Here is a 23,131-nt window from a genome sequence, read left to right as displayed (position 1 = left end):
GTCGCGCGCTGCGGCGGTCGCCGCACGGCGGCGCGCATCGGGCGCATCGGCGGCGCGCGGCGCGTCGAGCGGCAGATCGCCATCGGCCGGGTCGAACCCCAGCGTGGCAAGGCTGGCGGCGAAATGATCGGGCAGGTCGGCGGTCACGTCGATCTGCCCGCCATCGGGATGGTCGATGCGGATGCGCCGGGCATGAAGATGCAGCTTGCGGCTGATCCCGCCGCTCAGAAACGCATCCTGGCCGCCATATTTGCCGTCGCCGATGATCGGATGGCCGATGGCGGCCATGTGCACGCGCAGCTGATGGGTGCGGCCGGTATAAGGTTGCAGCTCGACCCAGGCCGCACGGTTGCCCGCCCGGTCGATCACCCGGTAGCGGGTGCGCGCCGGGCTGCCTTCCTTGTCATCGACATGCATCTTCTCGCCGCCGGTGCCGGGCTGCTTGGCGATCGGCAGTTCGATCATGCCATCGTCGATCGACGGCACCCCGGCGATGATCGCCCAATAGACCTTGCGCGCGGTGCGGCTGGAAAAGCTTTTGGCGAACCAGCCCGCCGAACGCGCGGTGCGGGCGATCAGCAGCGCGCCCGACGTGTCCTTGTCGAGCCGGTGGACAAGCTTGGGCCGCCCCTCCGCCTCATATTGCAGCGCGTCGAGCAGCCCGTCGACATGCTCATGCGTCTTGGTGCCACCCTGGGTGGCAAGGCCGGGCGGCTTGGCGATGACGATGGCCTGCGCGTCCTTGTGGATCACCAGCTCGCGGGCAAAGGCGATCTGATCGTCGCTGAGCGGCGGGCGGACGCGCTTCGGGCGCAGCTTTTCGGGCTGGGGCGGCTCGGCCGGGGGCACGCGGATCGCCTGCCCCTGTTCGATGCGGTCGCCCGGCGTCGCGCGCTTGCCGTCGACGCGCAGCTGGCCGGTGCGCGCCCAGCGCGACACCTGGGCAAAGCTGACATCGGGCAGATGGCGCTTGAACCAGCGGTCGAGGCGGATGCCGTCATCATCCGGCCCGACGGTGAAGCTTCTGACCTCGCCGGTCATGCCGCCCCCTGACCAAGCCGAAGGCCAATCCACAGCGCCACCAGCGCGCCGATCACCGAGGCGAGCACATAGGCGACGGCCCAGCCGAGCGCGCCGCGTTCGATCAGCGCGACCGTTTCAAGGCTGAACGCCGAAAACGTGGTGAAGCCGCCAAGCAGCCCGACGCCGAGGAACAGCCGCCAGCCTTCGCTCAGCCCGCCTTGAGCCAGCCCGCCTTCACCCAGCCCGCGCGCGGCGAGCGCCGCGACCAGACCCATGGCGAGCGCGCCGAGGACATTGACGATGAGCGTGCCCCAGGGAAGGCCCGGCCCGAACGTGCGCGCTACCCAGCCGCCCAGCTGGAAGCGGGCGGCTGCGCCCAGCGCACCGCCGATCATGACGAGAAACATGGAGGTCATGCCCCGCCCCTTAGCGCATGCGGTGGCAAAGGGGGAGAGGCGCAGGCGCGCCTCTCCGATTCCGGCCATTGAGGTCCGCGTGGCGATCAGGAAATGACCGCCTTCACGATCTTGCCCGGCTGGCGCGGCGGCTCGCCCTTGGGCAGCGCGTCGACATGTTCCATGCCTTCGATCACCTGGCCCCAGACCGTATATTGCCGGTCGAGGAAGGTCGCATCGTCGAAGCAGATGAAGAACTGGCTGTTGGCGCTGTGCGGATCGTTGGTGCGCGCCATCGAGCAGACGCCGCGGACATGCGGTTCGTCGTTGAACTCGGCCTTCAGGTTCGGCTTGTCGGAGCCGCCCATGCCGGTGCCGCTCGGGTCGCCGCCCTGGGCCATGAAGCCCGGAATGACGCGGTGGAACACCACGCCGTCATAAAAACCTTCCTGCGCCAGCTCGGTGATGCGCGCGACATGGCCGGGCGCAAGGTCGGGGCGCAGCCGGATGACGACATCGCCGCCGGTGTCGCCACCCGTGTCGAGAGTGAAGGTGAGCGTGTCTCCGGCCATGGTAACTCCTCCAGATTGGCAGACCCCGCCCATATCGGGCGAAGGCCGGGCTGGAAAGCTTGCCTTTTCGCCGCACCGCGCCTTAAGCCCCGTGCGCCATCACGCAATCGGAGGGGCCGGCGATGAACGAGACCGAACTCGGCAGCATCGATGCGACCGGCCAGCTCGACGCCGATGACCGGCTGAAGCCCGAATTCGTCCGGTCGGTGATCGACCGGGTCGAGGCGGGCGATGCCGATGGCGCGCGCGCGCTCGTCCAGCCGCTGCACCCCGCCGACATTGCCGATCTGTTCGAGCTGGCCCCCGCCGAATGGCGACCGTCGCTGGCCGCCGCAGTCACCGATCTGCTCGACGGCGACGTGTTCGCGGAAATGAACGACTATGTCCGCGAAGAGCTGATCGACGCGCTCGAGCCGGCACAGGTCGCCGACATCGCGTCGGAACTCGATACCGACGACGCGGTCGCGATCATCGAGGACATGGAGCCGGACGACCAGCGCGAGGTGCTGCGCGCGATGGAGCCGGACGACCGCGCGGCAATCGAGGAGGCGCTGTCCTACCCCGAGGAATCGGCCGGGCGGCTGATGCAGCGCGACCTGATCGCCGTGCCCGAACACTGGTCGGTCGGCGACGTGATCGACTATCTGCGCGGCAATGAGGATCTGACGACCGATTTCTGGGAAATCTTCGTCGTCGATCCGGCGCACCGGCCGGCGGGCACCTGCCAGCTCAGCTGGATCCTGCGCACCCCGCGCAACGTGGCGATCAGTGACGTCATGAAGCGCGAACAGACGCTGATCGCCGTCGACATGGACCAGGAGGAAGTGGCGCTGCGCTTCCAGAAATATGCGCTGATCTCCGCCGCCGTGGTCGATGGCGCGGGGCGGCTGGTGGGGATGATCACCGTCGACGACATCGTCCACATCATCCAGCAGGAAGCCGGCGAGGACATTCTGAAACTGTCCGGCGCGGGCGAGGGCGACATCAACGAGCCGGTGGTCGAAAGCTATAAGAGCCGCGTGCGCTGGCTGATCGCCAATCTGGCGACCGCGCTGCTCGCCTCGACCGTCATCAGCCTGTTCGAAGGCACGATCGAGCGGATGGTGGCGCTTGCCACGCTGATGCCCATCGTCGCGGGCGTGGGCGGCAATGCCGGCACCCAGACCATGGCCGTCACCGTGCGCGCACTGGCGACCAACCAGCTCACCCGGTCCAACACCTGGCGGTCGATCGCGCGCGAAATCCGCGTCGCGGTGCTCAATGGCGGCACGGTGGCGGCGGTGATCGGGCTGGGCGTGTCGCTGGTGTTCGGCAATGCGCCGCTGGGGCTGGTGATCGCGGCGGCGATGCTGACCAACATCATCGTCGCCGGCATGGCCGGGGTGCTGGTGCCGCTGACGCTCGACCGGCTAAATCAGGATCCGGCGGTCGCCTCGTCGGTGTTCGTGACCATGCTGACCGATTCGATGGGCTTTTTCGCCTTTCTCGGGCTGGCGACGGCGGCGGGGCTGGCGGGCTGACCATGCTGCATCTGACCAAGGTCGCGGTCGGCGCACCCTCGCTCGACGCATTGTGCGCGGCGATGGCGGCGCGGACGATGGGCGGCGAGGTGTTCGTCACCACCCGCAACCGCCCGACCCGCCATGCCGAGCTGATCGGCGGATCGATCTACTGGATCATCAAGCACCGGCTGGTCGCGCGCCAGACGATCATCGGCTTTGGCGACGATGCCGGGCGCTGCGCGATCCGGCTCGATCCGCGCGTCGTGCCGGTGCGCGCCCAGCCGCGCCGCGCGCATCAGGGCTGGCGCTATCTGGCCGCCGCCGACGCCCCGGAAGATTTTGCGGGCGTGGAGGCCGACACCGCGCTGCCCGAAGCCTTGCTGCGCGACCTTGCCGAACTGGCGCTAATCTGATCCGCAGCGCACCGGCCCCGCGCCGGTCTGATCGACCGTGCAGGCGGCGCTGCCGGCGATGTCGACCGGCCCCAGCCCCGATGCCGTCACCCGCACGCTGCGCGTGGCGGACAGGGCGACCGCCCCGGCGCTCTGGCTGGTGACGACAAGATCGGCGACCTGCACCCCGGCCGCGCGGACATCGGCGGCCCCGCGCGCCAGCACATTGGCCGTGCGCGCGCGCCCGGCGGCCTCGATCCGGCCGGACCCGGAAATGCCGATGACGAGCGAGTCGGTCTCCAGCCGGCCGACGCTCAGCCCGCCACTGCCTTCGACGGTGAGCACCAGCCGCGCGCCGCGCATCCGGTCGATCGCCAGCCTGCCGCTGCCGAGCAGGATCGCGGTGCCGAGTTCGGGCGTGGTCAGGGTGAGCGCAATCGGCCCCTTATCGCCGTCCGCCCCGCCCCAGGACGGGCCGGCGCGAACCAGCAGGGTGCGCCCCTCGACGCGCAATTGCACCCGGTCCAGCGCCTGCGGGCTGCCGGTCGCCCGCGCCGAGACCGGCCTGCCGGTTGCCAGCGTGACGGAGAACGGGCCTTCGACGCGGATGCGGTCGAAACTGGTGATGCTGTAGCCGCGCTCGGCGGCACTGCCGGGACCGGCGCCCAAACAGAGCGCAGCAGCCGTCATCGTCGCGCGCACGAATGTTGGCCATTCTGTGATTCGGCCCATAATCCGACGGCGCATGTTCCGCTGACCTCCGCCCGGCATCCGCGTCTCCCGCGCCGTTTCCCCGCCGGCCGGCATAGCCGCAGCCGCGGCGGCGCGATAGGCGCACCCGGCGATGGCCAGATGACCAGATGACCACGGGGGCGGACATGAAAAGGGCGGTCCTCCGCTCCGGAGGACCGCCCCTTGCATGCGAACCAAAACGGACCCTGTGGTCAAAACGGACCTTATGGTCCATGGCCGGCACCCTATCCCGATCACGCGCCCGGGGGGGCGCATGGCGGGACGGGCGCTTATTCGCCGGCGCTGTCCTTGGCCTTGTTGTAGATCGCCGCCGCCTTGTTCAGGATTTCGAGCAGCTTCTTCATCGCGCTCGGCTCGTCGGTCTGCTCCATCGCCGCGAGTTCGCGGGCGAGGCGGCTGGCCGCGGCTTCGAAAATCTGGCGCTCCGAATAGCTCTGCTCGGGCTGGTCGTCGGCGCGAAACAGGTCGCGCACCACCTCGGCGATCGACACCAGATCGCCCGAGTTGATCTTGGCTTCATATTCCTGGGCGCGGCGCGACCACATGGTGCGCTTGACCTTGGGCTTGCCCTTGAGCGTATCGAGCGCCTCGCGCAGCGTCTTGTCCGACGACAGCTTGCGCATGCCCACGCTCTCGGCCTTGTTGGTCGGCACGCGCAGGGTCATCCGCTCCTTTTCGAAGCGCAGCACGTAAAGCTCGAGGCTCGCTCCCGCGATTTCCTGCCGCTGAAGTTCGATCACCCGACCGACGCCATGCTTGGGATACACAACATAATCGCCAACATCGAAGCTGAGCGCCTTGGCAGCCATGCTATACCTTTCTGTCATCAATCGGGTCCGCGCGACTGGCCGGGAAAGCGCCCGAACTCAGGTCTCGGGCGTGGGGAACCGGAGCAGCGCGAACGTTCGGAGAGATAGGACCCTTTCCGCAGTGCGCCGGGAGCAGCGCACGGAAAAATGACTCCGGCTTGCCGCCGGCGGTCCCCGCTTAACAGATTCGCAATAAAATTGCCAGCCCGTCGCACGGACACCGGGGTCAAGCCGATCAGGATCGGAAATGGCGGCGATCAGCGGGATCGCCGCGCGCTCCGGTCCGGCCGGTCAGTCGCCCTGACCAGGCTCCGGCGAGAAATATTTCTCGAACTTGCCCTCGACGCCCTTGAAGTCGTCGGCATCGTCGGGCGCGCCGCGATTGCGGGTCACGTTCGGCCACTGGGCGGAGAAGGTGGCGTTCAGCTCCAGCCATTTCTCGAGGCCGTTTTCGGTGTCGGGCAGAATCGCCTCGGCCGGGCATTCGGGTTCGCACACGCCGCAGTCGATGCACTCGCTGGGATTGATCACCAGCATGTTCTCGCCTTCGTAGAAACAATCGACCGGGCAGACCTCGACGCAGTCCATATATTTGCAGCGAATGCAGGCGTCGGTGACGACGTAGGTCATAGAGCTCCCCTGATGCGGATTCGGCTCCCTGCGCTATGTCGCCCGCTCGCGTCCGTCAACCGCATCGCCAATCTCGGCATAGCAGAGCGCGGCCTCCGCCGCCGGTCCGCGCCGTGCCGGCAGCGCCTCGACCCGGATCACGCGCACCCGGCCATGGAGGGCAAAGGTAAGCACATCGCCGATGCGCACCGCCTGATGCGCCCGGTCGACAATCCGGCCGCCGAGCCGCATCCGCCCCTCGGCGCACAGCGACTGGGCGGCGGCGCGCGTCTTGGTCAGCCGCACATACCACAGATATTTGTCGAGCCGGAGCGAGTCCGCACCCGCTGACGTCATGGCAGCAGCCCGGCCAGCGCCGCAAACGGACTGTCGGGGCGCGCCGCGCCGCCGGTCGGTCGCCGCCGACGCCCCTGCCAGCGCCAGGCCGGGGGCTGCCCCTCGCCATCCGCCGCCCCGGCCGGTGCAGTTGCGACCGGGCGAAAGCCGAGCAAGGTCATCAGCCGGGCAAAGGCCGCCGGGGCAAGGCCGAGTGACACGCTGAGCGCCGGATCGGGGATGACCGGCGCGCCCGGCCGGCGCGAATCATGAACCTGCCGGGCGATGCGTTCGGCCATGTCGACGCGCAGCGCCTGCGGCCCGAGCGCGCGGAAGCCCGGCGGCGGCGCGGCCCCGGACAGGGGAACCACGACCGCGCCCGACGGGGCGAGCGCAGGCATCGGCGCCTGCTGCCTGACCGCGAGCAGCGCGGCACGCCAGCGCGCCGCCTCGGGCTTGAGCAAAGGGGCGACAAACAGGTCGAGCGCGCCGATGGTGATGCCGGCGGCGCGCAGCCGCGCCCGCGCCCCCCGGTCGAGCGCGGCGATCACCGGATCGAGCGGCGCGCGGTCGCAAACCCCGCCCGCATCAGCCAGTGGGGCAAGCAGCGCACGCAGCGCGGGCGGCGTCGCCAGATCGGCCGCGCCGGCCGCGATCCGGTGCAGCGGCCCCAAATGCCGCGCGGTCTGGCCGTCCAGCCAGCGGTCGAGCCGGGCGAGGATCAGCGCGCGGCTGGCCGGATCGAGCGCGGCGGCCGCACGCTCGAGCACCAGCCTTGGCCGCAACAGGTCGCGCGTCGCCGCCAGCGTGGCGACCGGCAGCCCCTGCCAGGCGAGCGCCGGGGCCGCCCCGGCCTCGGCGGCCAGCGTGAAATCCTGATCGGGGCTGTCGGCAAGCGCGCGGGCGCGGCGCGCCCGTTCGCCGGCCAGCCGGCGGTCGGCGGCGGCGATCAGCCGGCGGGCATCGGCATGGCGCGCGCCCGGCAGCGGGGTGAAGGTGAAGCCATCGAGCCGGCCGATCGGCTCGTCATCGACCCGCACCTCGCCCTGTGCATCGATGACGACCGGCAGCTCGGCCAGCCCCGCGCCGATTTCGCGCAGCAGCACGCTCGTCCGGCGGTCGACAAAGCGCTGGGTGAGCGCGGCGTGAAGCGCGTCGGACAACCGCTCCTCGATCGCCCGGGTGCGTTCGGCCCAGTGCTGCGGATCGGCCAGCCAGTCGGGCCGGTGGGCGATATAGGCCCAGCTGCGGATCGCGGCGATCCGGTCGGCGAGCGTATCGACATCGCCGGCCACCCGGTCGAGCCGCGCGATCTCGTCGGCAAACCATTGGTGCGGGACATGCCCCTCGCTCAGATGCGCGAAGATGCGGCCGACGAAGCGGGCATGATGCTCGGCCCCGGTCTTGCGGAAATCGGGCAGCCCGCACGCCGCCCATAGCCGCCGCACCATCGCCGGCGCGCGCACCCGCGCGCGCACCCAGTCCTCGCCCGCCAGCCGCCGGAGCACCGCCAGATCGACCGCCTCGGGCGCGGCGCGCAGCTGCGGCGCGGCCGGCCGCGCCTCGAGTGCCGCGAGCAGCGCATCGAGGCTCGACAGATCGGGCGCGCCGTCGCGCCAGTAAAGGCTGTCGAGCGGCGGAAACACATGCGCTTCGATGGCCTCGATCTCTTCGGGCGCAAACGCGCCCGCCCCGTCTTCCGCGCCCAATGTGCCGAACGTGCCGTCGCGCTGGTGACGGCCGGCGCGGCCGGCAATCTGCGCCATTTCGGCGATGGTCAGCCGCCGCGCGCGCCGCCCGTCATATTTGCGCAGCGAGGCGAAGGCGACATGGGCGACATCCATGTTCAGCCCCATGCCGATGGCGTCGGTCGCGACCAGATAATCGACCTCGCCGGCCTGGAACATCGCCACCTGGGCGTTGCGGGTGCGCGGGCTGAGCGCGCCCATCACCACCGCCGCGCCGCCGCGCAGCCGCCGGATCGTCTCGGCGACCGCATAGACCTCCTCGGCCGAAAAGGCGACGATGGCGGAGCGGCGCGGCAGCCGGGTGAGCTTTTTCGCGCCGGCATAGCTGAGCGTCGAAAAACGCGGCCGGCCGACAATCTCGGCATCGGGCAGCAGCGCGCGGATCATCGGCCGCAGCGCCTCCGACCCGAGGATCAGTGTTTCCTCGCGCCCGCGCGCACGCAGCAGCCGGTCGGTGAACACATGGCCGCGTTCGGGGTCCGCGCCCAGCTGCGCCTCGTCGAGCGCGACAAAGGCGAGATCGCGGTCGAGCGGCATGGATTCGGCGGTGCACAGGAACCAGCGCGCGCCCGGCGGCACGATGCGTTCCTCCCCGGTGATCAGCGCGACCTGGTCCGGCCCCTTGATCGCCACCACCCGGTCATAAACCTCGCGCGCCAGCAGGCGCAGCGGAAAACCGATCATCCCGCTGGAATGCGCGCACATGCGTTCGACGGCGAGATGCGTCTTGCCAGTGTTGGTCGGCCCGAGAACGGCCGCCACGGGCGAGGACGCGAAACGGCTCATGGCGCGGAAGATCGGGGCTTTGGCGGGCAAAGGCAATGGGCCGCCCCCCGCTTCCGCGCCACCGTCCGCCGCCCCGGGCGGGCGGCTCGCCGCTTGTGCGGGCTGCGGAACCGCGCGTTAGTTTGACATTAACCCCCCGCTTTCACAGGGAAGTAAGCGATGCCGCCGGCGCGATGCCGCGGCGCGTTGGGGGCGTGGATTTGTATCAGCGCGGCGACCAGTTTGCGGGACCGGCCGGCGGCACGGCGGCACTCGCGCTCGACGCCCCCGGCCTTGCCCGCCCGTCCGCGCCTGCCGGCACCGCCCATGGCACCGGCCCCCGGCGCAACACCGGCCCGTTCACCGCCGCTCCATTCTCCGCCGGTCCGTTTGCCGCCACCCGCGCACCGGGCGCTTTCGACCGCTTTGGCGGGCGGTTCGCCGATCTCGACCTTGCCCCCGATCTCGGCGCACGCATCGGCTCGGCCGAATGGTGGCGCGGGCTGGCGACGCTCGGCGCGCTGCTCGGCGCGGCCTGGCTGTTGTCGCCCGGCGGGCTGAGGCCGCTGCCCGGCCCGGTGCCCGCACTGCCCGACGCGGCGAGCCTGGCGGCGGCACGCGCCCAGGCCATCGCGCCGCTTGCCTGGGGTGCCGACAGCGGCAGCCGGATGGCGGCGACCGATCTGGTCCGCCCGCTGGCGGAGACGCCCGAACGGCCGGTGATCGAACTGACGGCGACGGTCGGCGCGGGCGACGGCTTTCGCCGCGCGCTCGAACGCGCCGGGGTGGGCCGCGAGGATCTGGCGACCGTCACCCGGCTGGTCGGCGGCGCGGTGCCGGCGGGCGACATCCGCCCGGGCACGCGGATCGACATCCGGCTGGGGCGGCGGCCCGACAAAAGGGTGGCGCGGCCGCTCGACGCACTGGCGTTTCGCGCCCGGTTCGATCTGCGGCTGGAAGTGGCGCGCGGCGATGCCGGGCTGACGCTCACGCGCGTGCCGATCGCGGTCGACCGCACGCCGCTGCGCATTCAAGGCGTGGTCGGTTCCAGCCTTTATCGCGCCGCGCGCGCGGCGGGCGCACCGGCCCGCGCGGTCGAATCCTATCTGCGCGCGGTCGCGACCAAAATGTCGGTCGGCGAGATCGGCAGCGAGGCGCGGTTCGACCTGATCATCGCCCAGCAGCGCGCCGCGACCGGCGAGGTCGAGCTGGGCGAGCTGCTCTATGCCGGGCTGTCGCAGGGGCGGCGGCGGGTGCAATTGCTCAAATGGACGGTTGATGGCCGCGACCAGTGGTTCGAGGCGTCGGGCGTCGGCGAACGACGCGGCGCGCTCGCCCGGCCGGTCAGCGGGCGGCAGACCTCGGGCTTCGGGATGCGGCTGCACCCGCTGCTCGGCTATAACCGCTTTCATCGCGGCATCGATTTCGGCGCGCCGCACGGTGCGCCCGTCTATGCGGTCACCGATGGCCGCGTCGCCTTTGCCGGGCGGTCGGGCGGGCATGGCAATCATGTCCGGCTGAACCATGATGCCGGGCTGGGCAGCGGCTATTCGCATTTGAGCCGCATCGCCGTGCGCCCGGGCCAGCCGGTGCGGCGCGGGCAGGTGATCGGCTATGTCGGTTCGACCGGCCTGTCGACCGGCCCGCACCTGCATTTCGAAGTCTATCGCCAGGGGCAGGCAATCGATCCGCGCAAGGTCAGCTTTACCAGCACCGCCTTGCTGGCGGGGGCCGAGCTGCGTGCCTTTCGTGCGCGGCTGGCCGGGCTGATGGCGGTGCGCGCGGGCGCGGCGCCCGCCTTTGCCGCCGGGTCGGGCGGCGGCAAGGCGGCCGAATAACGCCATTTGACCATCGTCAATGCGCGCCGCGCCGGGCGCTTCATCATCAGGGCCATCCGCCAAGGAGGCCCGTGATGACCCATTTGATCGCCAGCCAGTTTCCCCTGATCGCCGCCGGCATTGCCGGTCTGTTCATGCTCGTGCTGATGGGCGTGAGCATCGAGGACGCGCTGTCGCGGCGGTGACGCCGGGCGGGCGGCGGATCGTCGCCCGCAGGGCTTCCGGTCCGTAGGTCTGCCCTGTAAGGGAGACCGCATGCCCAAGCCCTGCCTGTCATGACGGATCGCACGGCGCGGATCGAGGATGGCGTCGCCGCCATCGATCCCCGGCAGTGGGACGCCTGTGCCGGGCCGGACAATCCGTTCGTCAGCCATGATTTCCTGTCGATCCTCGAGGAATCGGGCAGCGCGACCGCGCGCGCCGGCTGGCAGCCGGTGCCGATCCTGATCGACGGGCCGGACGGGCAGCTGGCCGGGGCCGCGCCCGCCTATCTCAAAAGCCACAGCCAGGGCGAATATGTGTTCGACCATGGCTGGGCCGATGCCTATCACCGCGCCGGCGGCCGCTATTATCCCAAGCTGCAGATCGCCAGCCCGTTTTCGCCGGTCCCCGGCCCGCGGCTGTTGCTGCGCGATCCCGGTGTGGCCGGCGATCTGATCGCCGCGATCGAGGCGGTGACCGTGCAGAACGGCCTGTCCTCCGCCCATGCCAGCTTCGTTACGCCCGCACAGCTGCCGCTGTTCGAGGCGGCGGGCTGGCTGATCCGCACCGACAGCCAGTTTCACTGGCAGAATCAGGGCTATGCCGGGTTCGAGGATTTTCTGTCGGCGCTTGCGGCGCGCAAGCGCAAGGCGATCCGCAAGGAACGGGCGGCAGCGGTCGCAGGGCTGGAGATCCGCCACCTGACGGGCGCGGACCTGACCGAGGCGGTGTGGGACGATTTCTGGGCCTTTTATCAGGATACCGGCGCGCGCAAATGGGGCCGGCCCTATCTGACGCGGCGGTTCTTTTCGCTGCTGGGCGAGCGGATGGGCGACAAGGTGCTGCTGATCCTTGCGCTGCGCGGCGGGCGGGCGATTGCCGGCGCGCTCAACCTGATCGGCACGACGACGCTCTATGGCCGCTATTGGGGCGCGACCGAGGAGGTGCCGTTCCTGCATTTCGAGCTGTGCTATTATCAGGCGATCGACGCGGCGATCGCGCGCGGGCTGGCGGTGGTCGAGGCCGGGGCGCAGGGCGCGCACAAGCTGGCGCGCGGCTATGTGCCGGTGCCGACCTATTCGGCGCATTTTATCCCCGATCGCGGCTTTCGCGCGGCGATTGCCGATTTTCTGGCGCGTGAGCGCGCGGCGGTGGCCGAGGACATGGCGGCGATGGGCGAACTGGCGCCGTTCCGGCGGGACTGCTAGGCCGGGCACATGCTCAACATCCTGTCCCTGTTCATCGGCTTTCTGGCGCTGGTGCCCGCGATCTTCGCCTTCGTGCCGTTTCTCGGCTGGGCCTATTGGATGATCCTGCCGGTCGCGGTGCTCGGGCTGGCGCTGGGCGCGGTGTCCAGCCGCAACGAGGGGCGCAATCTCAATCTGGTGGTGATTCTGGTCGGGCTGGCCCGGCTGATGCTCGGCGGCGGGGTGATTTGAGCGGCGGTGCGGCGGCCCGGCGCGGCATCGCGCTGGGGCTGGGGGCCTATTTCTGGTGGGGATTCCTGCCGCTTTATTTCAAGCTGTTTCCCGGCGTCGATCCGGGCGAGATCGTGGCGCAGCGGATCATCTGGTCGGTGGCGCTGCTCGCCGGGATGATCCTGCTGCTGGGGCGCATGGCCAAGCTGCGCGCCGCGCTTGCCGATCCGCGCGCGCGGATCGTGCTGCTGGCCAGCGCGGCGCTGATCGCGCTCAACTGGCTGGTCTATGTCTGGGCGGTCAGCCGCGCCCATGTGCTTGAAACCAGCCTTGGCTATTTCCTCAACCCGCTGGTCAATGTCGTGCTGGGCATGGCGGTGCTCAAGGAAAGGCTGGGCCGCGCGCAGGGGATCGCGGTGCTGCTGGCGGCGGTCGGCGTCGCCATCCTCGCCGCCAGTGCCGCGGCGGGGCTGTGGATCAGCCTGACGCTGGCGTTCAGCTTTTCGCTCTACGGGCTGCTGCGCAAGATCGCGCCGGTCGAATCGCTCGAAGGGCTGATGATCGAAACGCTGATCCTGTGCCCGGCGGCCTTTGCCTGGCTGGCGGTGTTGGATGCCGGGGGCGACCTCGCATTCGGCCGCGCGGCGGGCGAAAGCGTGCTGCTGGCGCTGGGCGGGCTGGTGACGGCGGCCCCACTGCTGCTGTTCGCGGCGGCGGCGCGGCTGCTGCCCTATTCGACGCTGGGGCTGCTGCAATATCTGGCGCCGACGATCCAGTTCCTGCTGGCGGTGCTGGTGTTCGGGGAGCCGCTGCGCCCGGCCCATATGCTGTGTTTCGGGCTGATCTGGACCGGGCTGGCGATCTTCGCCGCCGACGGGCTGCGGCGGGCGCGATCATGACGCGGGCGGGGGTCAGCGCTTCACAAAGGTGATTTCGCCCCGGCTGCGCCCCGGCCCGGCATCGGCAAAGCGCATCTCCACCCGCTCGCCCTCCGGCCCCGTGCCGGCAAGCGTGGCCGCCTCACCGGCCAGCGCAAAGCCCGCCGCGCGCCCCTGTTCGATGAACCAGCCGCGCACCCGCGCCGCATCGGCGGGCGCGACAAAGGCGAACACCGCGCGCTTTTCGCCCGATTCGGCGGGGGCCTTGCTGATGTCGATCCGTTCGACCTCGCTGCCGGGATAGGCCTTCATCCCGGCCAGATTGACGTCCTCGGCCTTGACCCTGAGTCCGGGCAGATCGACCTTGGCGTTGAACCCCGGCACTGCAATGGCGACGCCCCCGCCCTTGGCCGAGGTGTCGGCGCGCGCGCCGCCGCCCGACACGGTGATCGCCGTGCCGTTGCCGCCATCCGCGCCGGACCCGCAGGCGGCAAGCACAGGCAGCAGCGCGGCGAGCAGGGCGACGGGCTGAAGGGCGGACGGGAAGCGGATCACGGTCATAGGCTGGGCGTCCTTAGTGTATTGCTAAGCCAATACACTGCGGCCGCCAAAGGTGCCTGTCAATGCGGCTGTCAGTTCTGCATCGCCGGACGCATCGCCGGGCCGGCCGGCGGCACGGGAATCAGCTCATAGACATGCAGCGCGACCCCCGGCACCGGATAGGGCATGGCGAGCCGCCAGCGAAACGGACCCACGCGCTCGACCAGCCCGGCAAGATCCCGCGCCGGGTTGTCCGCATAGGCCGGGGCCGCGCGCGCGGCAGCCATCGCGCCGGGGCCGGGCGGCGCAGCCGCCCCCAGAAACACCAGCCGGGTGGGCTGATCCGGCCACAGCCGCCCGGCCGGCCGGCTGCTGCCGGTCTGCTTGACGAGGGTGAGCAATTCCCCCTCGGTATCGACATAGCAGTCCCATGGCCGGAAAGCGGCAAGGCCCGGCACGGCCGCACCGCCGGCCACGCCGGTGGCAAGGGCGACGAGGCGGCAGCGATAGGGGCCGGGCGGCAGATCGGGACGGGGAAGTGCGGCGGCTGGATCGAGCAGCGCCCCTTCGGCGCGGATGGCGGCCGCAAAGCGGCGCGCGGCAGCGGCCAGCCCATCGGCCCAGGCTGTCTCGATCCGCGCAAGGCGCAACCGGTCGGCAGGAGTAATGACGACGCGCCAGTCGAGCGGCACCGGATCGTCGATCACCTGCACCAGCGGTGCATCGGGCGCTGCCGCCGCCGCGCGCCCGGCCAGTCCGGCCCGTGGCGCGGCACAGCCATGACACAGGGCGGCGATCATCAGCAACAAAGCAGCCGGCGCACCGCGCGGCGCGCGGCCAGCCGAGGCTGCATCCGCTGTTTGCAAATCCGGCCGCATCGACGCCTCCTTCGCGCGCAGCCCCCCGGCGAAACGAGTGTCGCGGCATGGCGGTTGCCGATTGGCTGACAGCGATGGTGAACAGCGTCTTACCGGCGTCAGGCGGTCAGGCGGTCAGGCGGTCAGGCGGTCAGGCGGTCAGGCGGTCAGGCGAAGCTGTCGGTCGGCCCGGTTTCGTCAATGGCCATGCGGATCAGCCGTGACGTCATGACGGCCGCCTGGCGATGGACGACGGCGCGGCGATAGGCGGGATCGGTGACCATGGCGAGAAACGCCGACGCCGTCGGGTAGCGCGCGATGAAGGCGGCATCCCAGCGTTCGTCGGCAGGGCCGATCAGCACCAGTTCGGGCCGGCCGGACCAGATGATGGTGCCACCGACGCCGCGAAACACCGGGCCGCTGGCGGCGCCGTAAAGGCGGTAAGCCTCTGCGCCCGTCAGCTCGCCGTCGCCGCGCGGATGATCGGCGGGATAGGCGGCACGGTCGCGGAAGCGGAGCAGGTTGAGCATCGCCACCGGCACATCGCGCGGCAGCGCCTTGAATGCCTCGAATGCCGCGCGTTCGGGATCGATATGCGCGTCCATCGACGCCCTCCCTGTTGCAGCCCGGAAGCGGGGCCGCCCATGCGGGACACGCGACGCCTGCCGCCCGGCAGGCGTCGCGCATCGTCGCTTACTCCGCCGCCACGCCGGCGCGGGCGAACATGTCTTCGCCGGCGGCGTCTTCGTTCGCCGGGGCGCCGAGCTTTGCGGCCTTGCGGCGGTCAAAGCTGTCCCACACCTCGTTCCAATTGCCGCGCGTCGCGGCCTTGGAATATTCGGTGGCGCGGGTTTCGAAGAAGTTCGCATGCTCGACGCCGTTGAGCAGCGGGGCGAGCCAGGGCAGCGGGTGTTCGTCGATCATATAGACCGGCGCAAAGCCGAGCTGGCCGAGCCGCCAGTCAGCGATGTAGCGGATATACTTCTTGATTTCCTTGGGCGTCATGCCCGGCACCGGGCCCATTTCGAACGCCAGATCGATGAACGCGTCTTCCAGACGGACGGTCTTCTGGCAGACGTCGATGATTTCTTCCTTCACCGCCTTGGTCAGGCAGTCGCGTTCCTTCACAAAGGCATGGAACAGGCGGACAATGCCTTCGCAGTGCAGGCTTTCGTCGCGCACCGACCAGCTGACGATCTGGCCCATGCCCTTCATCTTGTTGAAGCGCGGGAAGTTCATCAGCATCGCAAAGCTGGCAAACAGCTGCAGCCCTTCGGTGAAGCCGCCGAACATCGCCAGCGTCTTGGCGATATCCTCGTCGGTGTCGACGCCGAAGGTCGACAGATAGTCATGCTTGTCCTTCATCTCCTTATACTGGAGGAAGGCGCTATATTCGCTCTCGGGCATGCCGATGGTGTCGAGCAGGTGCGAATAGGCGGCGATGTGCACCGTTTCCATGTTGGAAAAGGCGGTGAGCATCATCTTGACTTCGGTCGGCTTGAACACCCGGCCATATTTGTCGTGGTAGCAGTCCTGCACCTCGACATCGGCCTGGGTGAAGAAGCGGAAGATCTGGGTGAGCAGGTTGCGCTCATGCTGGGTCAGCTTCTGCGCCCAGTCGCGGCAATCCTCGCCCAGCGGCACTTCCTCGGGCATCCAGTGGATCTGCTGCTGGCGCTTCCAATATTCGAACGCCCAGGGGTATTCGAACGGCTTGTAGGACTTGGAGGCGGAAAGAAGCGGCATCGCGGTTACTCCGAGGCAGAAAGGGGTGAAAGGGCAAGGGCCGCGCGCGTCACGCCGCCCGCCCCTGCATCTGAACGAATCCGACCGCCATCAGGCCAAGCCCGATGGCGAGCAAAAACAGCCCGAGGCCGCGCAGCAGCCCCTGGGCGCGCGCCATCGGCACCTCGATCCGCCCGAGCCGGCGGGCGCGGGCGAGGTTGAGGCTGCCAAAGGCGAAGAAGATCGCGGCCAGCGCGAACCACATGCCGGTCATGCCGCGCCCCCGGAACATCCCTTACCGACAGCGCGTTTGCGGCCGTTACGCTGCCAGGCAGAGGAGGACGTGACATGAGCAAGCATCACGACATTCGCGAGGACATGGAAGTCATCAGCGCCGACGGCGCCCATGTCGGCACGGTCGACGAGGTCAGCCATCACCGCATCAAGCTCAAAAAGCGCGACAGCGCGCATCCGGCAATCGGCGGCGGCAGCCATGACGGGCATCATCATTACCTGTCCCTCGGGCTGGTCGCCGAGGTCGAGGGGGACAAGGTCCGCCTGACCGTCAGCAGCGAAAATGTCTCGGGCTTTCTGGAAGAAAAGCACGAGGCCTGATCGAGTCGGGCCTGAATAGACGGGGCCTGAACTGGCCGGGCCTGATCGAGTCGGGCCGGGGCGGAGACGGGGCGGCGGGGCATCAGTCCTGCCCCCCGCGCCTGCCCGAACGCCCGCCCGACCGGCTGCCGAACCATGAGCCGCCGCCCAGCACGGTGATGCCGACGAAATAGCCGAAATCATACCAGCCGCCGCTGTTCGGCACCGCATAGACGGCGACATCGGCGTCAAACAGCGACACGATCCACGCAAACGGAAAGATGAAGCCGTGCCACGCCCCGGCGACAAAGCCGGGTGCGCCGGGCGCGGTCGCCGCCGGCACCGCGCGCGCACAGGCGGCAACCGCCAGCGCCAGCCCGAGGGCCAGCGCCGCGCGGGCCGCGCCGGGCCGGGTTACTGGCAGGCCAGACATTCGTCATAATCCGTCGACGGGCCGAGATCGAATTTAGGTTTTTCGATCGTGTTGTCGGCCTCAACGCCGCCGGCAAAGCCCGCGCGCTGGACGGATTTCGAGCGCAGATAATAAAGCGATTTGATGCCCAGTTCCCATGCGCGGTAATGGAGCATCAGTAGATCCCATTTCTCGACATCGGCCGGGATGAACAGGTTGAGCGACGCCGACTGGTCGATATAGGGCGTGCGGTCCGCCGCCAGTTCGAGCAGCCAGCGCTGATCGATCTCGAAGCTGGTCTTGTAGCAGTCCTTTTCCTCCTGCGAGAGGAAATCGAGATGCTGAACCGACCCGCCCTTTTCGAGGATCGAGTTCCAGACCGCGTCCGAGTTCTTCGATTTCTCGATCAGCAGCTTTTCGAGATAGGGATTGCGGACCACGAAGCTGCCCGACAGCGTCTTGTGGGTATAGATATTGGCCGGGATCGGCTCGATGCAGGCCGAGGTGCCGCCGCAGATGATCGAGATCGACGCCGTCGGCGCAATCGCCATCTTGCACGAAAACCGCTCCATCACGCCGCGTTCGGCAGCGTCGGGGCACGGCCCACGCTCGGTCGCGAGCAGCATCGACGCCTCATCCGCCTTGGCGCGGATGTGCTTGAACATCTTGAGGTTCCAGCTCTTGGCCATCGCGCTTTCAAACGGGATGCCGCGCGCCTGCAGGAAGGAGTGATAGCCCATCACCCCCAGCCCCACCGAACGCTCGCGCCCGGCCGAATATTTGGCCCGCGCCATTTCGTCGGGCGCGCGCTCGATATAGTCGGTCAGCACATTGTCGAGGAAGCGCATCACATCCTCGATGAACTGCTTGTCGCCGTTCCATTCGTCCCAGGTTTCCAGGTTGAGCGACGACAGGCAGCACACCGCCGTGCGGTCATTGCCCAGATGGTCGCGCCCGGTGGGCAGGGTGATTTCCGAACACAGGTTCGACGTCGACACCTTCAGGCCCAGCTCGCGGTGGTGACGCGGCATCGCCTGATTCACATGGTCGGAAAACACGATATACGGCTCGCCGGTCGCCAGCCGGGTTTCGACCAGCTTCTGGAACAGGCTGCGCGCATCGACCTTGACGCGCACCGAGCCGTCCTTGGGGCTCTTCAGCTCCCATTCCGCGCCCTCGCGCACCGCGACCATGAACGCGTCGGGGATCAGCACGCCGTGATGCAGGTTGAGCGCCTTGCGGTTGAAATCGCCCGACGGCTTGCGGATCTCGAGGAACTCCTCGATCTCGGGATGCGAGATGTCGAGATAGCAGGCGGCCGAGCCGCGGCGCAGCGAGCCCTGGCTGATCGCCAGCGTCAGCGAATCCATCACCCGCACGAACGGAATGATCCCGCTGGTCTTGCCGTTGAGGCCGACCGGCTCGCCAATGCCGCGCACCGAGCCCCAATAGGTGCCGATGCCGCCCCCGCGCGAAGCGAGCCAGACATTCTCGTTCCAGGTGTTGACGATGCCTTCCAGGCTGTCGTCGACCGAGTTCAGATAGCAGCTGATCGGCAGGCCGCGGCCGGTGCCGCCATTGGACAGCACGGGCGTCGCCGGCATGAACCACAGCCGCGAGATATAGTCGTAAAGGCGCTGCGCATGGCCGGCATCGTCGGCATAGGCCGAGGCGACGCGCACGAACAGATCCTGATAGCTTTCGCCCGGCAGGAGATAGCGGTCGTTGAGCGTTTCCTTGCCGAAATCGGTGAGCAGCGCGTCACGGCCATGATCGACCTCGACCGGGAACGGCCGGGGGCGCACCTCGTGACTGCCGGAGCCATGGCCGGCGGAACCGTTTGCGACCGTTGCGGGCGCCTCGATCGTCGTCGCACTCACATCCGCCTCCTGAGTGTCCCTGAAATCCATCATCCGCGCCTTTGTTCCCGATCCGTTCGATTCGAACACGTCATCTTCTGTTAACACCGGATGCCCGATCGCGGGTGCGGCTTTTTCAGCCTGTCCCCATGATCCACAGGGCGCGCGACATCCCGTGCACGAATTGGTCATTCGCGCCCGAAATACCAGTGCTTGTGCTTGCCCCCGCCGTTACCGCTACAGATTGTGCCAACCAAACAGGCCGCGCAAGATGGTAATTGCGCGGTAAAGGGCACGGTTCGTCGCTCGTGGGATTCGCTTCGTCGCAGCTTTGCGCGAGTGTCCGGGCGAGCCGACACGCCCCGCGTCCAGCCCGCTGGACACCCGCCCCGCCCTGCCGTCACATGGCCGGGCGACGGCGCGCACGGACCATGCCGGGGAGGTTCCATCGCCCGGAAAATCGCTCTAGGCGGGCAGCGTATTTCCGCCTGGAGAGGATCCGCGTCCCATGACGACCATCATCCGCGAAGCCGACCTGATCGACAGCGTCGCCGATGCCCTGCAATATATCTCCTATTACCACCCGATGGACTATATCCGCGCGCTCGGCGCGGCCTATGAGGCCGAACAGTCGCCGGCGGCCAAGGACGCGATCGCGCAGATCCTGACCAACAGCCGCATGTGCGCCGAGGGCCACCGGCCGATCTGCCAGGACACCGGCATCGTCACCGTGTTCGTCAAATGGGGCCAGGATTGCCGGCTGGAGTCGGACCGGTCGCTGCAGGAGGTGATCGACGAAGGCGTGCGCCGCGCCTATCTGCACCCGGAAAACCGGCTGCGCGCCTCGATCCTGCGCGATCCCGCCTTTTCGCGCGTCAACACGCGCGACAACACGCCCTCGGTGCTGCATGTCGAAATGGTGCCGGGCCATCATGTCCATGTGACGGTGGCGGCCAAGGGCGGCGGATCGGAAAACAAGTCCAAGTTCAAGATGCTCAACCCGTCCGATTCGATCGTCGACTGGGTGCTGGAGATGGTGCCGCAAATGGGGGCCGGCTGGTGCCCGCCGGGGATGCTGGGCATCGGCATCGGCGGCACGGCCGAAAAGGCGATGCTGCTCGCCAAGGAATCGCTGATGGGCGATATCGACATGGCGCAACTCAAGGCGCGCGGCCCGGCCAGCAAGCTTGAAGAGCTGCGGATCGAGATTTTCGACAAGGTGAATGCGCTCGGCATCGGCGCGCAGGGACTGGGCGGGCTGGCGACGATCCTCGACGTCAAGATCCTCGACTGGCCGACCCATGCCGCGTCGAAGCCGGTGGCGATGATCCCCAACTGCGCCGCCACCCGCCACGCGCATTTCGCGCTCGACGGTTCCGGCCCCGCCTATCTCGATCCGCCAAGCCTTGATGAATGGCCCAAGGTCGAATGGACACCGAGCAAGGAGGCGATCCGCGTCGATCTCGACACGCTGACGCCGGAAATCGTCGCCAGCTGGAAGCCGGGTGACCGGCTGCTGCTCAACGGCCGCATGCTCACCGGCCGCGACGCCGCGCACAAGCGCATCCAGGACATGCTCGCCAAGGGCGAGGAACTGCCGGTCAGCTTCCGCGGGCGGGTGATCTATTATGTCGGCCCGGTCGATCCGGTCGGTGACGAAGTGGTCGGCCCGGCCGGCCCGACGACCGCGACGCGGATGGACAAATTCACCGGCATGATGCTCGATCAGGGGCTGCTCGCAATGGTCGGCAAGGCCGAGCGCGGCGCGGTCGCGATCGAGGCGATCAAGGGCGCGAAGGCCGCCTATCTGATGGCGGTCGGCGGGGCCGCCTATCTGGTCGCGCGCGCGATCAAGGGCGCGAAGGTCGTCGGGTTCGAGGATCTGGGCATGGAGGCGATCTACGAGTTCGACGTCAAGGACATGCCGGTCACCGTCGCCGTGGATGCGACCGGCGAAAGCGTCCACCACACCGCGCCGCTCGTCTGGCGGGAAAAAATCGCCCGCGAAGGGCTGCTCGCCGGCGCCTGAGCGGGGTTTGGCTGAAGCGGCGGCCGCTTTAGGTCGCGGCACCGGCCCTCACCCCCACCCGGCCTCCCATAGCGTAACCTGCCGTTGGGAGGCCGGGTGGGGGTGAGGGGCGGTGCCGCCCGTGCGGCGTGAGCCGCACCACAAACAACCCGGCGCGCCCCCGCGGCTCATGCCGCACCACAAACACCGCCGCGTTCAGCCTCCGACCCGCGCCAGCCCCAGACGTTCGATCTCGATCTTGGGGCAGCGGTCCATCACCACGCGCAGCCCGGCGCGCGCGGCGCGTTCGGCGGCCTCGGGATTGACGACGCCCAGCTGCATCCACACCGCCCGCGCGCCGGCGGCGATGGCGGCATCGACGGCCTCGCCCGCCGCCTCGGGGCTGCGGAAGATGTCGACCATGTCGATGGGCGCGCCGATCTGCGCCAGATCGCGCCACACATATTCGCCGAACAGATGCTCGCCCGTGATCTGCGGATTGACCGGCAGCACCCGGTAGCCATGCGCGATCAGCGCCGCCATCACCCGGTTGCTCGGCCGGTCGGGCCGGTCCGACGCGCCGATCAGCGCGATCGTGCGGATGTCGGCAAGCAGGGCGGCGATATCGGCATCACGGGTCAGGATCATCGCCGTCAAACGCCCGGGCGCGGCGTGCGATCCAGCCAGTCCGTCACCTGCCCGGCCAGCCCGGCGAACAGCGTCGCCAGCGCATCGTCACCGGCGGCCGGGGGCTGGCCGGCGTCGGATGCGGTGCGGATCGCGATGTCGAGCGGGATGCGCCCCAGAAAGCCGATGCCCAACCGCGCCGCCGCCGCTTCCGCCCCGCCCTGGCCGAACGGATCGCTGCCCTTGCCGCAATGCGGGCACAGATAGCCGGCCATGTTCTCGACCAGCCCGATCACCGGCACATTGGCCTGATTGAACAGATCGATGGCGCGGGTGGCGTCGATCAGCGCCAGATCCTGCGGCGTCGACACGATCACCGCCCCCGCCGGCCGCCATTTGCTGATCATCGACAGCTGGACGTCGCCGGTGCCGGGCGGCAGATCGACGACCAGCAGCTCGACATCGCCCCAGGCGGCATCGATCAGCTGGCCAAGCGCACTGGCCGCCATCGGGCCGCGCCACGCCAGCGCCTGGCCGGGGCGGACCAGCTGGCCCATCGACAGCACCGGAATGCCGGCCGGCGTCATCACCGGCAGCAGGGTCTTGTCCTGCGCCTCGGGCCGCGTGCCTTCGACCGCCATCAGCCGGGGGACGGACGGGCCATAGATATCGGCATCGACCAGCCCGACCCGGTGGCCGGCACGCGCCAGCGCGACCGCCAGATTGGCGGCCAGCGTCGATTTGCCGACGCCGCCCTTGCCGCTGCCGACGGCGATGATGCGCCGGTCGACCCGCTCGCTGGTCATCGCCACGCGCACCTCGGCCACGCCCGGCACGGCGCGCAGCGCGGCGGTCGCCGCCTCCGCCATGCTGTCGCGGCCGGCCGCACTCAGGCCGGTGACGTCGAGGATGAGGCTGACGCGGCCCTGATGGATGCGCGGGGCGGCGGCGCGCGCGCCGGTGATCGGGGCGATCGCGGCGAGCAGCTGGTCGGGCGTGGGATCGGGGATGTCCATGATCTGCCGATAAGCGAGGGGGATGCCCCACGGAACACTGTTTTTCTTGAACCCGCTCCCTATAAAGGGAGGCATGAGCAGAACGACGGGGTGGTTCAGGCCACGAGGCGCGATGTTGAACGATGCCGGCGGCCCTTGGGGCGGCGGGCAGGGCGGCAACAGCAATGGTGGCGGTCAGGGCGGTGGCGGTGGCGGCCCCCCGCGCAATCCGTGGAGCCCGCCCCCCGGCGGGCGGCCGCGCGGGCCGCGCCCCG

At 69.2% G+C, this 23,131-nt stretch carries 25 protein-coding genes; 8 read left to right on the top strand and 17 right to left on the bottom strand.

What is annotated here, in order from left to right; all coding sequences use genetic code 11:
- From OPU66_RS12680 to OPU66_RS12670, 3 genes are all read right to left on the bottom strand, one after another.
- On the bottom strand, nt 1-1,041 hold a 1,041-nt coding region (locus OPU66_RS12680; protein WP_498554017.1), incomplete at its 3' end, for an RluA family pseudouridine synthase.
- Nucleotides 1,038-1,439, bottom strand: a complete 402-nt coding sequence (crcB, locus tag OPU66_RS12675) for a fluoride efflux transporter CrcB (RefSeq protein ID WP_498554016.1) — start codon at nt 1,437-1,439, stop codon at nt 1,038-1,040. The genes crcB and OPU66_RS12680, both read right to left, overlap by 4 nt.
- A gap of 86 nt (nt 1,440-1,525) precedes the next feature.
- Nucleotides 1,526-1,990, bottom strand: coding sequence for a peptidylprolyl isomerase (locus OPU66_RS12670; protein WP_498554015.1), 465 nt, complete (start codon nt 1,988-1,990; stop codon nt 1,526-1,528).
- A 122-nt stretch (nt 1,991-2,112) separates the two neighbouring features.
- Here OPU66_RS12670 and mgtE point away from each other — a divergent pair, with 122 nt between their 5' ends.
- Both mgtE and OPU66_RS12660 read left to right on the top strand, forming a co-directional pair.
- Nucleotides 2,113-3,510 carry a magnesium transporter gene (gene mgtE, locus OPU66_RS12665; RefSeq protein WP_498554014.1) on the top strand — a complete coding sequence of 466 codons (1,398 nt, stop codon included), beginning with the start codon at nt 2,113-2,115 and terminating at the stop codon, nt 3,508-3,510.
- Nucleotides 3,511-3,512: 2 nt separating this feature from the next.
- The gene (locus tag OPU66_RS12660) at nt 3,513-3,905 is read left to right on the top strand and encodes a DUF1489 family protein (RefSeq protein WP_498554013.1); all 393 of its coding nucleotides are present in this window, start codon (nt 3,513-3,515) and stop codon (nt 3,903-3,905) included.
- Here OPU66_RS12660 and OPU66_RS12655 read toward each other — a convergent pair.
- The 5 genes from OPU66_RS12655 to OPU66_RS12635 all read right to left on the bottom strand — a co-directional run bounded on the left by OPU66_RS12655 (nt 3,897) and on the right by OPU66_RS12635 (nt 8,925).
- Nucleotides 3,897-4,553: a GIN domain-containing protein gene (locus OPU66_RS12655; RefSeq protein WP_498554012.1), complete on the bottom strand. Its 657-nt coding sequence runs from the start codon at nt 4,551-4,553 to the stop codon at nt 3,897-3,899. The two genes, OPU66_RS12660 and OPU66_RS12655, sit on opposite strands and share 9 nt — an antisense overlap.
- Before the next feature lie 353 nt (nt 4,554-4,906).
- Nucleotides 4,907-5,446, bottom strand: coding sequence for a CarD family transcriptional regulator (locus OPU66_RS12650; RefSeq protein ID WP_160591927.1), 540 nt, complete (start codon nt 5,444-5,446; stop codon nt 4,907-4,909).
- A 291-nt stretch (nt 5,447-5,737) separates the two neighbouring features.
- A complete protein-coding gene (gene fdxA, locus OPU66_RS12645) occupies nt 5,738-6,076 on the bottom strand; it encodes a ferredoxin FdxA (RefSeq protein WP_498554011.1) in 339 nt (112 codons plus the stop codon).
- Nucleotides 6,077-6,109: 33 nt separating this feature from the next.
- Entirely contained in the window at nt 6,110-6,412 is a 303-nt protein-coding gene (locus OPU66_RS12640) for an RNA-binding S4 domain-containing protein (RefSeq protein ID WP_498554009.1), read from the bottom strand.
- Complete coding sequence (locus OPU66_RS12635) at nt 6,409-8,925, bottom strand: helicase-related protein (protein WP_498554008.1); 2,517 nt, start codon at nt 8,923-8,925, stop codon at nt 6,409-6,411. Before OPU66_RS12635 ends, OPU66_RS12640 begins: the two co-directional genes overlap by 4 nt.
- 194 nt (nt 8,926-9,119) lie before the next feature.
- Between OPU66_RS12635 and OPU66_RS12630 the strand changes: the two genes are divergently transcribed.
- The 4 genes from OPU66_RS12630 to rarD all read left to right on the top strand — a co-directional run bounded on the left by OPU66_RS12630 (nt 9,120) and on the right by rarD (nt 13,260).
- Nucleotides 9,120-10,742, top strand: coding sequence for a M23 family metallopeptidase (locus tag OPU66_RS12630; RefSeq protein WP_498554007.1), 1,623 nt, complete (start codon nt 9,120-9,122; stop codon nt 10,740-10,742).
- A 275-nt stretch (nt 10,743-11,017) separates the two neighbouring features.
- A complete protein-coding gene (locus tag OPU66_RS12625) occupies nt 11,018-12,151 on the top strand; it encodes a GNAT family N-acetyltransferase (RefSeq protein WP_498554006.1) in 1,134 nt (377 codons plus the stop codon).
- Nucleotides 12,152-12,160: 9 nt separating this feature from the next.
- Nucleotides 12,161-12,382, top strand: a complete 222-nt coding sequence (locus OPU66_RS12620) for a hypothetical protein (protein WP_498554005.1) — start codon at nt 12,161-12,163, stop codon at nt 12,380-12,382.
- On the top strand, nt 12,379-13,260 hold the full coding sequence (gene rarD, locus OPU66_RS12615) for an EamA family transporter RarD (protein WP_498554004.1): 882 nt from the start codon (nt 12,379-12,381) through the stop codon (nt 13,258-13,260). Before OPU66_RS12620 ends, rarD begins: the two co-directional genes overlap by 4 nt.
- Nucleotides 13,261-13,272: 12 nt before the next feature.
- On the opposite strand, the gene OPU66_RS12610 is transcribed toward rarD, so the two are convergent.
- From OPU66_RS12610 to OPU66_RS12590, 5 genes are all read right to left on the bottom strand, one after another.
- Nucleotides 13,273-13,800 (bottom strand): hypothetical protein, encoded by a 528-nt coding sequence (locus OPU66_RS12610; protein WP_498554003.1) that lies wholly within the window; start codon nt 13,798-13,800, stop codon nt 13,273-13,275.
- Nucleotides 13,801-13,871: 71 nt separating this feature from the next.
- Nucleotides 13,872-14,579: a DUF4893 domain-containing protein gene (locus OPU66_RS12605; RefSeq protein WP_498554002.1), complete on the bottom strand. Its 708-nt coding sequence runs from the start codon at nt 14,577-14,579 to the stop codon at nt 13,872-13,874.
- 224 nt (nt 14,580-14,803) lie between these two features.
- Nucleotides 14,804-15,241 carry a DUF1330 domain-containing protein gene (locus OPU66_RS12600; protein WP_498554001.1) on the bottom strand — a complete coding sequence of 146 codons (438 nt, stop codon included), beginning with the start codon at nt 15,239-15,241 and terminating at the stop codon, nt 14,804-14,806.
- A gap of 88 nt (nt 15,242-15,329) precedes the next feature.
- Entirely contained in the window at nt 15,330-16,382 is a 1,053-nt protein-coding gene (locus tag OPU66_RS12595) for a ribonucleotide-diphosphate reductase subunit beta (protein ID WP_498554000.1), read from the bottom strand.
- Between the two features lie 49 nt (nt 16,383-16,431).
- Nucleotides 16,432-16,635 (bottom strand): hypothetical protein, encoded by a 204-nt coding sequence (locus OPU66_RS12590; protein ID WP_498553999.1) that lies wholly within the window; start codon nt 16,633-16,635, stop codon nt 16,432-16,434.
- A 74-nt stretch (nt 16,636-16,709) separates the two neighbouring features.
- On the opposite strand from OPU66_RS12590, the gene OPU66_RS12585 reads away from it, so the two are divergent.
- The gene (locus OPU66_RS12585) at nt 16,710-16,976 is read left to right on the top strand and encodes a DUF2171 domain-containing protein (RefSeq protein ID WP_498553998.1); all 267 of its coding nucleotides are present in this window, start codon (nt 16,710-16,712) and stop codon (nt 16,974-16,976) included.
- Between the two features lie 82 nt (nt 16,977-17,058).
- On the opposite strand, the gene OPU66_RS12580 is transcribed toward OPU66_RS12585, so the two are convergent.
- Together OPU66_RS12580 and OPU66_RS12575 are read right to left on the bottom strand one after the other, a co-directional pair.
- Nucleotides 17,059-17,388 carry a hypothetical protein gene (locus OPU66_RS12580; protein ID WP_498553996.1) on the bottom strand — a complete coding sequence of 110 codons (330 nt, stop codon included), beginning with the start codon at nt 17,386-17,388 and terminating at the stop codon, nt 17,059-17,061.
- The gene (locus OPU66_RS12575; RefSeq protein WP_498554018.1) at nt 17,370-19,277 is read right to left on the bottom strand and encodes a ribonucleoside-diphosphate reductase subunit alpha; all 1,908 of its coding nucleotides are present in this window, start codon (nt 19,275-19,277) and stop codon (nt 17,370-17,372) included. The genes OPU66_RS12580 and OPU66_RS12575 overlap by 19 nt, the downstream gene beginning before the upstream one ends.
- Nucleotides 19,278-19,734: 457 nt before the next feature.
- On the opposite strand from OPU66_RS12575, the gene OPU66_RS12570 reads away from it, so the two are divergent.
- On the top strand, nt 19,735-21,255 hold the full coding sequence (locus OPU66_RS12570; protein ID WP_498553995.1) for a fumarate hydratase: 1,521 nt from the start codon (nt 19,735-19,737) through the stop codon (nt 21,253-21,255).
- Nucleotides 21,256-21,450: 195 nt separating this feature from the next.
- On the opposite strand, the gene OPU66_RS12565 is transcribed toward OPU66_RS12570, so the two are convergent.
- Together OPU66_RS12565 and OPU66_RS12560 are read right to left on the bottom strand one after the other, a co-directional pair.
- Entirely contained in the window at nt 21,451-21,882 is a 432-nt protein-coding gene (locus tag OPU66_RS12565) for a CoA-binding protein (protein WP_498553994.1), read from the bottom strand.
- Nucleotides 21,883-21,887: 5 nt separating this feature from the next.
- Nucleotides 21,888-22,877: a P-loop NTPase gene (locus OPU66_RS12560; protein WP_498553992.1), complete on the bottom strand. Its 990-nt coding sequence runs from the start codon at nt 22,875-22,877 to the stop codon at nt 21,888-21,890.
- Nucleotides 22,878-23,131: the final 254 nt, after the last annotated feature.

It is taken from the genome of Sphingomonas sp. URJC2, assembly GCF_059803575.1.
This window is presented reverse-complemented; position numbering and strand designations above follow the sequence as displayed.